Consider the following 12,821-nt stretch of genomic DNA (forward strand, 5'->3'; position numbering starts at 1 on the left):
AGCTCATGCCGTGGAACTGGCAGCCAACCCACCAGGACTTCGCTCAAGCCGCATAGCGGTACTCAGGCCACGCTTACTTCGCAGATAGGCCATCTCCGATTGGAAGCCCGCTTCGTCGAGATCTATCCACCAAGCCTTGGGCCTACCGTCGCTACCGTCGGCCCACCGATAGCCGCGGCTCTTGAGCAGGTCCTTCTTCTCGAATGGCGCGCCGTCGGCCCAACACCGCCAGCTGCGCGAGTTGGTCGATGATAGAAGCACCTTCATCGCGCTTTCCGCCCCTCCCACCGGAACGCCGCGGCTCAATATCTCGATGCCTGCGTAGCAGTCGTTCACGGCGCGGTGACCATCGTAGTAAAAGCCGTGGGCCTGTCCGATCAGGCTGAGCTTAGCGCTCTCAAAACCATGGGCCGCCCAAGGGATTTCGGAGAATGAGCAGGCCCACCGGTTGTTCGCCAACTGCGGACAGAACCGCTCGACGAAGCGCCGATCGAACCCTGCGTTATGCGCGACGATGAGGCCATGCCCGGCGAACTGGGCGGCGGCCGCGAAGTCGATCGTCTTGCCCGCCACCATATCGGACGTGATGCCAGTCAGCCGCGTCACATCGGCTGGGATTGGCTTCTGCGGCTCGCGGAGGGCGGATCCTCCGATCTCGACCCCGGCTATGCGGCCCGAGTCCTCATACCAGAAGGGTACCATCGCAAGTTCTATGATCTCGTCCACGTTCGGATCCAGTCCCGTGGTCTCGACGTCGAGGAATACAGCCCGCTTCATGTGCGGCATTGGCACGAAGCCGCCGGTGGGCGCCCTAAGCCTGCGAAGCACCCGGTAGTCATCGCTCGCCTCGAGCTGGGCGGCGAGCGCCTCCATCGTCGGATCGGTCATCATGTTAGCTCCCTTATCCAGCGTGGATAGTTGTAGAGTCTCAAGGCCAGGACGCGATATTCCGAAATGGCCGGCGTGCATCGGCGTTGATCGAAGAATGTGCTCAGGCCGGCGCGAAGTCCCCGACCGACGCCTTTCCGGTAATCCGGCCTCCCAGGGTTTCCGTCATCACGCGCTCGAATGCGGCGATCACCTTCGATGGTGTATCGGGAAGACAATGCTCGAACAGCAGCGCGTCGTGCATCGGAAGCAGAATGGTGACGTCTTCCACGCTCTCCACTTCTAGGAGCGCCTTTTTGAAGATTAGAGATCCCGTGCCCTGCACGACCTGACTGACCGCGGATCGCCGCTCCTTGCCCGTGAGCGCCCCCGAGTTGCTCCGCGCGTAGTGATTTCCCATTTCGGTAGCGATCCTTCCTGCGTGCTGGAATTCCGCGCAAAGCTCCTTTTTCCACTCCTCGTACCGGGCGAAGACCCGAAAGGCCTCTTTCGCCTTGCCGCGCTCGGCTCCCAGCTCGACAGCGGCGTCCACCAGGGCTTTGCGGCTCATCCCGTAGGCGTATGACAGGAAGAGCTGCTTGGCGGCCTTCCGATTGCCTGCGAGCCCGAGATGGCTCTCCGCGAACAGCTCGTACATGTCCCCCGCCGCGTAGAGCGCAGCGAGTTGTTGATCGCCCGAGAGGGCAGCCATGATTCCGACTTCGAACTGATCGAAATCGACGTAGCTCAGCTCCGCGCCTGTGCGAGCGCAGACGATAGACCGATACTTCTTGGACATGCTCTGGAGCGGCGGGTTGCCCAGTAGTATGCGCGACGTGCGCGACCCGAAGACGTCTACGATGGGGCGCGTGCGCCCGCCAGCCAAGGTCAGGGAGGAGAGTACGCGCTTGGCCGCGTCGAACTCCTCAAGGGCGAGGGTATCGCCTCCGAAATCGTCGTGGTGGGGCACAAACTCCAGGACGTATCTCGTGGAAACGCCTTCGAACTCGAACCCCAAGGCGGTAAGTTTCCGCTCGATTGACGTCTGTGACGGGGTCTCGAGCGGCATGTCGTGCTTGGCTGAATAGTTCTTCAGGCAGTAAAAGTAGTCGTGCTCAGCCTCGCGGCGCTTGGCCGATAGATCCGCCGCTTGGATCGCTATTCCCGCAGACATTGCCTTCTGGAGCAGACGGTAGACGGGCATTTCAACGCTGAAAAAGCGCTCCATTTCGCCCTTCGCGGCGGCCTGGGCGCAGAGTGTTAGGTAGAGCCTGGCGATTGCTGCCGCCGCCATCGTGGCGATTTCGGCGTCGAACGGGATACCCCGATTGAACATTCTTTTGTATGCTGAGCAGACTTCCTCAGATGCTCCGCAAGGGCCGAGATGGACGCTTATGTCGAGCTTTTCGCGATTGAGCCGGTCGTCGGGATTGCCCCCGATCGAGATCCGCAATTCGTCAATGTCCAGAACGATTGCTGGAAGGTCGCCAGCCATGTCGTAAAGCAGGTCGCGGATCATCCAGAAGTCGTGGCAGACCACCGGACCGGGATAGGCGACGATCTCGGCAGGGTTCGTCTCCACAAGCCGATCATGGACGAACCAATAGAAGCAGTCAGCACCTCTGCCGGTGCAGTCTTTGATGAAGATGAGCAGCTTGGAAACGAAATCAATCATATTCGCTGATCTCGTCCACAAGGTTCAGGATGTCCGGCCGTTCGCGGACAGCGAAGGGCAAGCCCTCCTCGTTGTCGTAACGGCCCGCCCGGATCCTAGTCGCTTTCAGTCCAGTCGGCACCTTTCCATAGAGCGGACGCAGCTTGTTGTCGTCCAACCCTGCAGACGAAATGAGCAGATACCGGGCGTTCTGGTACGGAAGGCCTTCGAAGCCGCCTATGCTTCTCTCGATCAGGCCCTTCTCGCCGACACATCGCAGCCAGATGAGGATGGCTGCCGCCTCCCCTGACTTCATGTCCTCCTGGAGTTTGCGGTCGGCAAGAGCGACGAGGCCATCGGATCGGTGCTTGCGCATGCCGAGAAGCAGCCAGATATTGTAGTTCTGCCAATCGTGGATGGCACCCTCTTCGGCCAGCAGAAATGCCTCCAATGCTGGCAGGCACCTCCCGTCGCGATCCAGGATTGATATCAGCCGGCAGTATTGATCCGTCGTTACGGCATGGTCCGAGAGTGACGCCGAGAGTGTATCGAGGAGCGAGGTAGAAAGGGCGTCACTCACGTCGAACAGGCCGGATTCCACAATCTGGGCGACACGGTTGACCGCGAACCTGAAAGAGCGTGACTGCGTCTCTCCAGCTTCGATGCACTTTGTAAGGATCTCGAAGATGTAGGTTACGGACCGCGTGACGATCCGCCGGCTTCGCGACTGCCACATCTGGTTGATCGCGGTCGTTGTGCTGTCTTGCGATGGGAAGAATTCGGCCAGATCCTCCTGCGACGTCTCGGGGGACAGGATCGCTGTCTTGTTCGCGTTGATGTTCAGACCCACCGTCCGGAGTAGGCGGATGAGGTCCTGCAGGGCGCGTCGGGCGTGGACCTCGCTATCGGCAATGACCCGGATGTCGTCGACGTAGCGGTAATAGTCATACCCCTTTGCCGCCATCGCTCTATCGACGCGGGACAGGAGCATGTTGGAGAGGAACGATGAAGCGTCCCGGTTCTGTGGCAGGCCATGGGTTCCGCTGAACGTCCACCGTTCGAGAAGCCTGTCAAGGGTGGCGATCGCATTCCTGATCTGCAGCTTCTCTGGTCCGGTCGCCTCGATTTCCGGAATCACTTTCTCGAGGCCGGCGACGATCTGCTCGCGCGCTATATTCTCGAAGAAGTTGCTGAGATCGGTGACCAGCAGGAACTTGCCGGAGCGGACGAAGGTCAGCGTGACGCCTTCAAACGTGAACCAGCGATTGATCTTGTTTTTGAAAAGATACTTCCTGTTCTGGGGATTGGACTCGTATCGGTAGCTGAGCACCCGATGGCCGAGCAGCTTGTCATAGTATGGTATCAGGAAGCTACAGATCGACTGATAGACAAACCGGTCGAAGAAATCGGTTTCCAGTCCATAGCGTTCGCCGAAGCCCTTCTTGGGGATGTCACGAACGACGCTGCGGGTTCCCGCGTATACGCCGTTCCACTCTTGGAGCATTGCGACGATGATCCGCTTCGCCCCCTCGGGATCGTTGAATAGATCGTTGTATTGAAGGCAATCGAAATACCAGTCGTCGCGCATGTCCTGCCGGAGATGCTTGAGGACCAGATCGAACTGGATCGGAAAGCCAAGTGCCTGCCCGTTCTGCCAGAATGCGGAGGTCAGAAAGTAGTCCTTCTCCTCCTTGTTATCAGTCGACACTCCCGAACCGCCCCCGATAGCCCATGGATAGGTTGTATTTGATCGCTCCATAATAGCTGCGGATCCTCAATCCGCCAGAGGCGCGAGCTCGCCTTCCGCACGAACACTTTTACAGCGAGTTAATGCCAGACAAGTTCTCGTAAAGCGAATGGCAGGTTCTAGAGGAAGTTGCCGTTTAGCGCTCGACCAGCGAACGACATATCTTGGTCGGAGGCTTCCGGAGAGCTGCCTGTCCGCACCTAAGGACCGAAAAATCGTCGCTGAATGGTGACAAAGGGTCGCGAGTTGCCTAAGCGTCGAACACCTTGGGCAGGGACATTGCCGCCATTCCCCGATTTGGGCCAAAGGGCAGCTTGCAGCCTAACACCCGACGTTCCGAAAGACGGCGTGCGGGAAGAAACGGGCATGACGTCCCAACCCTCACTCCGCTTTCCACTTCACCGGGATGCGAAGGTAGGTGACGCCGTTCGCTTCCGCCTCGTCAAAATGACCCGCGCGAATGTTGACCTGGATCGAGGGCAGCAGGAGCTTGGGCACGGATAGCCCAGCGTCACGCTGCTCGCGCATGGCGACGAAATCATCCTCGCTCACGCCGTCATGGACGTGGATGCTCGACCGTCGCTGCTCGCCCACTGTCGTCTCCCAGCGATAATCTTCGCGGCCCGGTGCCTTGTAGTCGTGGCATAGGAACAGTCGCGTCGCGTCGGGCAGTGTCAGCAAGCGACGGATCGAACGATAGAGCGTGCGTGCGTCCCCGCCGGGGAAGTCGGCGCGAGCAGTGCCATAGTCGGGCATGAACAGCGTATCGCCAACAAAAGCCGCATCGCCGATCAGATAAGCGACGTCCGCAGGCGTATGGCCTGGGACGTGCAGTACCTCGACCGTCAGTGCGCCGATCGCAAAGTGGGCGCCATCCTCGAACAGGCGATCGAAGTCCGATCCATCTGTCTTCAGGTCATTCATCGCGAACACCGGGCGGAAGATCTTCTGCACGTCGCAGATATGCGCGCCTATCCCGATCCAGGCGCCAGTATGGGCCTTGATGAAGGGGGCGGCCGAAAGGTGATCGGCATGGGCGTGAGTTTCCAGCACCATCGCGATCCGCCAATCCTGTTCGCGGGCGAAGGCGACGATGCGCTCGGCCGAGCGCGTATCAGCGACGCCGCTCGCCATGTCGAAGTCGAGTACCGGGTCGATCACCGCCGCTGTGCGCGTCGCGGGATCGCAGACGAGGTAGCTGACCGTGTTCGTCGGTTCGTCGAAGAACGCCTTGATGAAAGGTTGAGTCATGGTTTCCTCCGTTAGTGCTTGCTAATATATTAGAGAATGCTACATAAGCAATATCTAATGGAGTGCCGATGATGTTCAAACCGCCGATGGACCTGGCGACATTCGAAGTGAAGGCCGGACAGGTTGCCGACACGCTCAAGGCGATCGGCAATGCGCGCCGGTTGATGCTGCTGTGCAAGCTGGTCGAGCATGGCGAATTGACAGTCGGTGATCTGGCCCGCGATGTGGGCCTGTCGCAGTCGGCCTGCTCGCAGCACCTCGCCAAGATGCGCGACGAAGGCCTCGTCGCCTACCGACGCGAGAGCCAGACGCTTTGGTATGCCATTGCGGACGCCCGCGTCGAAACGCTGCTTGGCACCCTTTACCAGCTCTATTGCAAGGATTGATGCGATGACGCTCGCGACCCTTTCCCCCGCCGATACCCGCGCAGCGATCGATGCCGGTGCGCGTCTGATCGACATTCGCGGTGCCGACGAACATGCGCGCGAGCGCATTCCCGGTGCGATTAACGTGCCGCTCGACCGGATAGGCGAGCTCCCGCGTGACGATCGTCCGGTCGTCTTTCACTGCAAGTCGGGGATGCGCACCGCCGCCAATGCGGAGCAGCTCGGCGCGGCAGCGGGTGGTGCGCCGGCCTATATCCTCGGGGGTGGCATTGATGCGTGGCGGCAGGCAGGACAGCCCACCGTCGCCGATCGGTCGCAGCCGTTAGAGATTATGCGGCAGGTGCAGATTACCGCCGGTGGGCTGGTGCTGATCGGCGTTCTGCTCGGCACGTTCGTCGCTCCTGGCTTCTTCAGCCTGTCGGCATTCGTCGGCGCTGGGCTGATGTTCGCTGGTATGACGGGATGGTGCGGCATGGCCAATCTACTGTGCGTCATGCCTTGGAACCGGCGCACGGCTACCTGAGACGATCATGGACGCTGCCACCATCCTTGCCGCGCTCGTATCAGGCGGCGTGATTGGGTTAATTCTCGGCCTTGTGGGCGGGGGCGGGTCGATCCTCGCAGTTCCGCTCCTGATTTATGTCGTCGGCGTCGGATCGCCGCACGCCGCGATCGGGACGGCCGCTGTCGCTGTTACGGTCAACGCGCTCGCCAGTCTGATCGGCCATGCACGGGCGGGCCGCGTGAAGTGGCAGTGTGCCAGCGTTTTCGCGTTGTCGGGCATGATCGGTGCGGCGCTGGGGGCGGAGCTGGGTAAGGCGTTCGACGGCAAGCGGCTTCTAGCTCTTTTCGGGCTGCTGATGATCGGTGTCGGTCTGTCGATGTTGCGCAAGCGCCGCACGGCGCAAGCGCCGGACGTGCGGCTGACCCGCGACAGCGCGGCGACTCTGCTGCCGCGTCTGGTGCCGATCGGACTGGGCGTGGGGCTTGCCGCCGGCTTCTTCGGGATCGGGGGCGGGTTCCTGGTCGTGCCGGGACCGATCTTGGCGACCGCGATGCCGCTGCCCTTCGCGATTGGCACGTCGCTCGTTGTCGTCAGCGCACTCGGGCTGACCACTGCCACCTCCTACGTCCTGTCAGGGCTAGTTGATTGGGGCGTGACCGCAATGCTCGTCATAGGTGGCATCGCTGGGACGATCGGCGGCATCGCGCTGGGCAAGGCCCTTGGTACCCGCAAGGGGCTGCTCGAACATGGATTTGCCTCCGTGGTTATCGCGATTGGGGCCTACATCACTGCGTCATCAATCTAGGCCGCACCCCTCTCCCGAAATGGGACCGCAGAACGGCGTAACGTGCGACTGGCTTCAGTACGATAAAGCGGGCAGTGGCGGATTGTATGCTCGAGACTGGCGACTGGCCGCTTTCGTCCAGACCCGACCTTCGGAGTTTGCTTCGGGAACGACCTGAACTGGTCGCGACCTGCCGGTTACCGGACAGTCCGGACCTGGGGATGCGAAATTGGTGCCTGAATGGCGACAAAGGGTCGGCGGCAGAACCTACGCTTCTTTTGATAAAGCCGCGCTGGATCACGGTTCCTCGTAGGATCAGGATATTGATCCCGGAATAGCGCTGTCCGGTGGCAGCATTCTGCGGCATGGTGCAGGGGCAGGCGCTGCCGTCCCATGGCGTTACCCAGGGGACGATGCTTGGCCTCAAGTGCGCGATAATCCGGGATGTGACGTCGCCATCGATGCTCTGGCGAAGCCATGTTCCTTGTTCCTTCTTTCGCACCGCACCGACTCGCCCCCCCCCTTTCAGCGGAGCCGATAGTAGCCAGCAATCGGACTTTCTGATCAATTCAGGCCTTGTCGATATTTGAAGCAAGCACCGCTTGACCGGCGGAGAGCCGTTCTGGAACGACATTGACCATGCGATCAAAGCGAATAGCGGTCGGGTTCTCCAATTCCAACCAAGCTAAACGCTTGAATAATGAGAATTTATTTCGCAATATTTTTGTTTAAAAAAATACAATAAATACGAATCCCAAGTCCATGGCGACATTTCGCATGAGACATTGACAGAAGTGCGCGTTTAAATTTACCATTACAAGACGCATAGGTGCACGATCTATCATAATCGTCGCCGGCACCGCGCGCACAACCTCAGTTCGCGACTTTAGCGATTGTAGCGGGTGCATTTCGATGATTTTCTGTCGGAGAAAATTTGTCGCCTTCGGGCGAACGTTAGGCGGCTGCATCACTACACGCGCCTGTCGCTCTGTAGCCATCGCGGCCATTCTCTCCATTTCCGTTGTTGGTCCCACGCCTGCAGATGCCCAGGAAGCGTTTCTCGAAGTGGCCCCGCGGCAAGACCCACCACCGCCGCCACCGCCGGGGAGCACAGGTTCCCTAAGCACCGGCTCCTCTGTGGCAACGCCCTCGCGGATCAATCCTCGCCCTGCTGCGCGACGCATGACGCAGCGCAACACGTCAACGCGCCAAATAAGCCGTCCGGCTTCGGTCAGCACAGCGATCACCCCTGCCAAATGGAACGAGCAGGAGGCGCGCGCAAAAACAGAAATTTTCATTAAGGAGCAGGAGGCCAAAACCGCTTCGCTGAATGCCGAAGTTGCGCGCTTAAACGAGCGATTGCAAGTCCAAACGGATGTTCAAAAGAAGATGGACGATGCCGTTGCAGATCGTGCCCGGACAAACTGGGTACTAAGCGCGATATTCGGCGCGATCATCATTTTCATGCTCGTTTCGGCTTTGCTCTTTCACCGTCTTTCGCGCGCTCTGGCAACCAAAGTTCAGCCGGATCGCCCGCTCGGCCCCAATGAGGATCCTACCACCCGAGACATGCCATTGACCCGCCTACCGCTGGGACTGCCAGACGGCAGTGTCCGCGCAATCATCTCCCTTTTCATCGTTATCGTCGGATTTCTCGTCCTCGCGTTTCAGAAGACGCTTGAGGTGGAGAGCGCAGCGGCGATCTCTGGGTTCATAGGCGCGATCATCAGCTTCTACTTCGCGACGCGCAACGAAGCAGCGACGCGCGACAATGCAGCAGCAGCCAACCAGGCGGCCAGTCAGGCGAACACTGCATTGCAAGAAGCGAGCAAAGACGCAATCAAAGCCGCGGCTCAGTCCAATCAACTCCAGAATGATACGCTCAGTGCGCAACTCAACCGTGTGCTGACTGGGATGAATTCCAACGAGAACGCCAATCCGGTGGATCAACAAGGCCGCCTGTCGCTCCAAACACTCAGCACCGACCTTGAACATATCCGACAACTCACAAGCGTAGTGGCAGCCATTCCGGTCGGCACAGGACCAGTTGGTGGTGCCACTGAAGTCGTTCAACGCATTGACACAATGTTGGCATCGGTGAAGCCATTGTTAAGCGGCACTGCCGATCCCGCGACAGTGGCGACAGTGGCGGCTCAGGCTGACGCGTTGCTGAGGGAAATTACTGCCGATAATCCTATAGTCTCCACCATCACCGGCGCTCTGGCCACGGTCACCAAAGCGGCCGCGGACAGCGGCGTGGTCGGGCAGGTTCTAACGGGCTTGGGTGGTCCGATCGGTTTGGTCGGCGGCCTGTTATTCAGCGGCATCAAGCTCTTTGCAGACCAGCGCCAGTTCGAGGCATGGAAGAAAGCCGTGTTGGCCCAGCCGTTCGACATCGATGCGCTATCACTTAGTCCGGACGACCCCACACTGCCCGAGGCCGCTGCTTCACTTAGTCCGCTGGTCACGCTCATAAGTCAGTCGCCGGATATGATTCGAGAACTTTATCGGATTTCAATCGTCGGGCCCGGCCAAACGCCCAAGACATCCGACGAATTGGCAACAGAGTCCGCGAGCGCCAATACGTTGCTGTTTCAAGCGTTCGGTCGTGATGCTAGAGTGCTGACTGACGCTATCAACGAATATCGCACGACCCTCGTCTCGCTCGTTGCCGCCAACGCTCTGCCACCACAACTCCCAGGCGATGCGGCATCAGCCATGCCTACGATTAGCAGCACCGACCTCGTCCGGGCGGTAGGAACGGTGCGGCAGGAACCGGCGGCAGCCGGTGCATTGGATCAGCTTATCTCAGTGGTAGAGGCTTTGGCGAAAAACGCGCTCGGGATCGATCTGGCGCCGCTGCTTTCAAGTGCGATGTCGGTCGCCAAGGATTTACTCCAAAGCGAGCCCGAGGACGCGCAGCCATGAGCATGCGCCCCATCTCCCCGCTCCTGCTCAGCCTGCTAAGCGGCTGCTTTCTGACTACCGCGCAGCTTCCCTCAAAGCTGGCCATCCAACAACTCGAAGCTGCAAAGAAACTGAACCCGCAATCGGTGGATTATAACAAGTTGATCAGCGTTCAGGTCGATTGCCCGACCAGACCAGCCACCGACCGCCAACGCGACATGTCCTGCGCTCAGCTATGGGCCTACAAAGCCAGTGGCTGCCTCAAGGCACAGCAGGATTACACAAGCGCGATCGCAGGCAGGGTCGTCATATCTGCGGACGAGCGTGAGGCTCCAAGCCGAGCACTGGATTGTGCGCTGGCGGCGAGTGAGAGCGCAGTTGCCTTCCTTCCCTCCACGCCCCTCGGGCAGAATGGCGAAAATGCGCTCAAAATCCTGATACTTCGCGCTCGCACAATCGAACTACGCCGCGCAAGACGGGATACGCGAGAAGCCGTAATCGATGATGCGGAGATCGGCGCCGTTGCGATGCAGATGACGCCGTTGCCCAACGGACCTTTGCCCGATGGATCGCCATCCGAAGGTTCATACTATGCCTCCTATTTCCTTGCAGGGACCGCCGCGCGTAACGCCACCAAGGCTGCACTTGCTGCGCAATCCGGCCCTGACGAACAACGGAATGTCGAAAAATCACGTGCATGCTCTGCTGCTCAGGGTGGGCTGCAGGTTCTGCCGAAAACGGTAAAATCGCCCTCGCTTGACGCACCGCTCACGACCCGCCGGAACCTTCTTACGCGTCTTACAACGGAATTCTGCGCATGACACAGATCAAGCAAAATTACTGGCTCACAAGCCCGATGATGCGCAGCGACGAAGTGTGGAAGGCACAGACTCTACTTGCCGCAAAGGGTGCGCGCGTGCGAGCAGACGGCATTTATGGCACGGAAACCGCAGAAGCGATCAAGGCGTTCCAGGCACGTGCCAATCTGAAATCTGATGGCGTAATGGGGCCAATGACATGGTCAGCCCTTAACGGCGAAACGGTGACGGTCCCACCGCCCAGCAGTGGGGCGAGACTGTCGGGCGTAAATTTAGACGAACTCACTAAGTTGCATCACCGCTTTCCAGGCGGATCGAACTGGAAGCTAGCCGCGCGTGGAATAGAGGTGGACGGAGTGTTTGCACCGTTCTCTTCAGCGGATCACACCTTGGTAGAGCGCCTGCTAAGGGACTATACCGTCGCGATAGGCGCCATCGCCCGCATAGCGCCCGTTCCGCTGGAACTTGTCATTGCCACCATCTGCACCGAATCATCGGGCAATCTGACAAAACCTCGCTTCGAACCGGGCTGCGATAGAAGAAACCCGGAGAAGACACCTCATCGGGTATCGCATGGCTTGATGCAAACGCTGCTCTCAACCGCCAGAGAAGCTCTTGACCAACCGCTGCTGAAACTTGCCGATCTAGCCGATGCGGAAACGTCCATTCGCGCGGGCATGATCTTTATGTCGCGGCAGTCGCGCCGGACCGGATATGATCCTCCACTAGTCGCAGCGGCCTACAATGCTGGCAGCGTCATTTTCAATGCGGGCGCCGAGAACCGTTGGCGCCTTAAGCAATATCCGATCGGCAGCGGCAAACATGTTGATCGTTTCGTGCGTTATTTCAATGCGGCGATCGAGGCGGTTAGCTCAAATGTCGTTGTCTTACCGGAAGGTCTGCCCAGCTTCGCGCAAACTCTGCTTGAAACGCCGATCGCGTCAGCACCGGCCTCGCCAGCAGCATCCCCGGTCGTTTCGGCGGCCGCTACCATCTTGTCCGGCGGCACCTCGGCGGACGCCGCGCGCGTTCCTCAATTGATCGAGCATGGATCGACGGCCGATGGACTGAAAGCGGCTCGGCAAGAAGGGGCTCGCGTCCTCTCCATATATCCCAAGAACGGCTGTGCTGTCCATCTCAGTGCCCTCCTTCAAAGTGCCGGGATCGACGTTCCGATGACAGCCGGCGCCGGCAAACTGGCCGCACGCATCGAAGCGCGTGGTTGGCTGCGCGTTCCAGTGCGGCAGCAAATGCCAGGTGATGTAGGCGTCTGCTTTGACAATGATTTGAGCATACCTGGTTCGGATCACGTCTATCTGGTTGTTGCTCGCATTGACGATGACGAAATGCTGATCGCTGATAATCAGCGCACTGAAGATGCGCCGCATCACCGGTTCGCGACAGGGCGTGGCAAGACACCAACAGAGTATTTCCTGCGAGCACCTTAAGCAGGCCCAATCAATATTCACATTTCGGGTTATGCTGAACAGAAATGGCAAGATTTTTGTATTTTTGCCTTATCTTTTACGTGACAGAACAGCATTGCAGACGTTTGCCAAAGATATTTCGATATGGATCGATTGATGACCGAAGCAGAGAAAAACGGACCACCTCACGCTTCAGCAGAACCGGCCTCAGATCATGGGTTGGCTAAATCAGCTCCGTTCAGTTTTACGGGGGCTGTTAGTGCCATTCGGGTTACCGCGGTAGCACTGGTCTGGGTCGTCGTCGCCTATTTCCTCGTCTACTATGCATTAACGGGTGGTATTCGGCGTTTAATTTCCGCGATCGAAGTTACGCACGTTGAGGCATTCGGTGTGAAGGTTAGGTTTCGTGGACAAAGGGTATCCATTGCAGGGCTGAGACGAGATTGACGAAGCCGAGGTAGGACTCTTTGGTTTT

At 59.1% G+C, this 12,821-nt stretch carries 12 protein-coding genes; 7 read left to right on the plus strand and 5 right to left on the minus strand.

The genetic code is table 11. From position 1 onward, the window contains the following. Positions 1 to 3 precede the first annotated feature (3 nt). From AC0KVN_RS26790 to AC0KVN_RS26805, 4 genes are all read right to left on the minus strand, one after another. Entirely contained in the window at positions 4 to 891 is an 888-nt protein-coding gene (locus AC0KVN_RS26790; RefSeq protein ID WP_483656691.1) for a 3'-5' exonuclease, read from the minus strand. A 100-nt stretch (positions 892 to 991) separates the two neighbouring features. Continuing rightward, positions 992 to 2,542: a DNA polymerase gene (locus tag AC0KVN_RS26795; RefSeq protein WP_483656692.1), complete on the minus strand. Its 1,551-nt coding sequence runs from the start codon at positions 2,540 to 2,542 to the stop codon at positions 992 to 994. Beyond that, positions 2,535 to 4,229 carry an RNA-directed DNA polymerase gene (locus AC0KVN_RS26800; protein ID WP_483656693.1) on the minus strand — a complete coding sequence of 565 codons (1,695 nt, stop codon included), beginning with the start codon at positions 4,227 to 4,229 and terminating at the stop codon, positions 2,535 to 2,537. Before AC0KVN_RS26800 ends, AC0KVN_RS26795 begins: the two co-directional genes overlap by 8 nt. A gap of 420 nt (positions 4,230 to 4,649) precedes the next feature. Next, positions 4,650 to 5,519, minus strand: a complete 870-nt coding sequence (locus tag AC0KVN_RS26805) for an MBL fold metallo-hydrolase (protein WP_313737008.1) — start codon at positions 5,517 to 5,519, stop codon at positions 4,650 to 4,652. A gap of 68 nt (positions 5,520 to 5,587) precedes the next feature. Here AC0KVN_RS26805 and AC0KVN_RS26810 point away from each other — a divergent pair, with 68 nt between their 5' ends. The 3 genes from AC0KVN_RS26810 to AC0KVN_RS26820 are packed head-to-tail and all read left to right on the plus strand — an operon-like array spanning position 5,588 to position 7,215. Beyond that, a complete protein-coding gene (locus tag AC0KVN_RS26810; protein WP_054436089.1) occupies positions 5,588 to 5,905 on the plus strand; it encodes an ArsR/SmtB family transcription factor in 318 nt (105 codons plus the stop codon). Between the two features lie 4 nt (positions 5,906 to 5,909). Beyond that, complete coding sequence (locus AC0KVN_RS26815) at positions 5,910 to 6,428, plus strand: rhodanese family protein (protein WP_483656694.1); 519 nt, start codon at positions 5,910 to 5,912, stop codon at positions 6,426 to 6,428. A gap of 7 nt (positions 6,429 to 6,435) precedes the next feature. Then, positions 6,436 to 7,215 (plus strand): sulfite exporter TauE/SafE family protein, encoded by a 780-nt coding sequence (locus AC0KVN_RS26820; protein WP_483656695.1) that lies wholly within the window; start codon positions 6,436 to 6,438, stop codon positions 7,213 to 7,215. On the opposite strand, the gene AC0KVN_RS26825 is transcribed toward AC0KVN_RS26820, so the two are convergent. Then, positions 7,196 to 7,828 (minus strand): ArdC-like ssDNA-binding domain-containing protein, encoded by a 633-nt coding sequence (locus tag AC0KVN_RS26825; RefSeq protein WP_483656696.1) that lies wholly within the window; start codon positions 7,826 to 7,828, stop codon positions 7,196 to 7,198. The two genes, AC0KVN_RS26820 and AC0KVN_RS26825, sit on opposite strands and share 20 nt — an antisense overlap. Before the next feature lie 548 nt (positions 7,829 to 8,376). On the opposite strand from AC0KVN_RS26825, the gene AC0KVN_RS26830 reads away from it, so the two are divergent. The 4 genes from AC0KVN_RS26830 to AC0KVN_RS26845 all read left to right on the plus strand — a co-directional run bounded on the left by AC0KVN_RS26830 (position 8,377) and on the right by AC0KVN_RS26845 (position 12,793). Continuing rightward, the gene (locus AC0KVN_RS26830) at positions 8,377 to 10,122 is read left to right on the plus strand and encodes a hypothetical protein (RefSeq protein WP_483656697.1); all 1,746 of its coding nucleotides are present in this window, start codon (positions 8,377 to 8,379) and stop codon (positions 10,120 to 10,122) included. Continuing rightward, the gene (locus AC0KVN_RS26835; protein WP_483656698.1) at positions 10,119 to 10,922 is read left to right on the plus strand and encodes a hypothetical protein; all 804 of its coding nucleotides are present in this window, start codon (positions 10,119 to 10,121) and stop codon (positions 10,920 to 10,922) included. Before AC0KVN_RS26830 ends, AC0KVN_RS26835 begins: the two co-directional genes overlap by 4 nt. After that, positions 10,919 to 12,367, plus strand: coding sequence for a peptidoglycan-binding protein (locus AC0KVN_RS26840; protein ID WP_483656699.1), 1,449 nt, complete (start codon positions 10,919 to 10,921; stop codon positions 12,365 to 12,367). Before AC0KVN_RS26835 ends, AC0KVN_RS26840 begins: the two co-directional genes overlap by 4 nt. Positions 12,368 to 12,502: 135 nt before the next feature. Then, positions 12,503 to 12,793: a hypothetical protein gene (locus AC0KVN_RS26845; protein WP_483656700.1), complete on the plus strand. Its 291-nt coding sequence runs from the start codon at positions 12,503 to 12,505 to the stop codon at positions 12,791 to 12,793. Positions 12,794 to 12,821 lie beyond the last annotated feature (28 nt).

Source organism: Sphingobium sp. SG1 (assembly GCF_057063145.1).

What these genes read in the sequence shown, in the direction of transcription:
- AC0KVN_RS26790 (WP_483656691.1), bottom strand. Translation starts at nt 891, where the DNA reads ATGATGACCGATCCGACGATGGAGGCGCTCGCCGCCCAGCTCGAGGCG.
- AC0KVN_RS26795 (WP_483656692.1), bottom strand. Translation starts at nt 2,542, where the DNA reads ATGATTGATTTCGTTTCCAAGCTGCTCATCTTCATCAAAGACTGCACC.
- AC0KVN_RS26805 (WP_313737008.1), bottom strand. Translation starts at nt 5,519, where the DNA reads ATGACTCAACCTTTCATCAAGGCGTTCTTCGACGAACCGACGAACACG.
- AC0KVN_RS26810 (WP_054436089.1), top strand. Translation starts at nt 5,588, where the DNA reads ATGATGTTCAAACCGCCGATGGACCTGGCGACATTCGAAGTGAAGGCC.
- AC0KVN_RS26815 (WP_483656694.1), top strand. Translation starts at nt 5,910, where the DNA reads ATGACGCTCGCGACCCTTTCCCCCGCCGATACCCGCGCAGCGATCGAT.
- AC0KVN_RS26820 (WP_483656695.1), top strand. Translation starts at nt 6,436, where the DNA reads ATGGACGCTGCCACCATCCTTGCCGCGCTCGTATCAGGCGGCGTGATT.
- AC0KVN_RS26825 (WP_483656696.1), bottom strand. Translation starts at nt 7,828, where the DNA reads ATGTCGTTCCAGAACGGCTCTCCGCCGGTCAAGCGGTGCTTGCTTCAA.
- AC0KVN_RS26830 (WP_483656697.1), top strand. Translation starts at nt 8,377, where the DNA reads ATGACGCAGCGCAACACGTCAACGCGCCAAATAAGCCGTCCGGCTTCG.
- AC0KVN_RS26835 (WP_483656698.1), top strand. Translation starts at nt 10,119, where the DNA reads ATGAGCATGCGCCCCATCTCCCCGCTCCTGCTCAGCCTGCTAAGCGGC.
- AC0KVN_RS26840 (WP_483656699.1), top strand. Translation starts at nt 10,919, where the DNA reads ATGACACAGATCAAGCAAAATTACTGGCTCACAAGCCCGATGATGCGC.
- AC0KVN_RS26845 (WP_483656700.1), top strand. Translation starts at nt 12,503, where the DNA reads ATGACCGAAGCAGAGAAAAACGGACCACCTCACGCTTCAGCAGAACCG.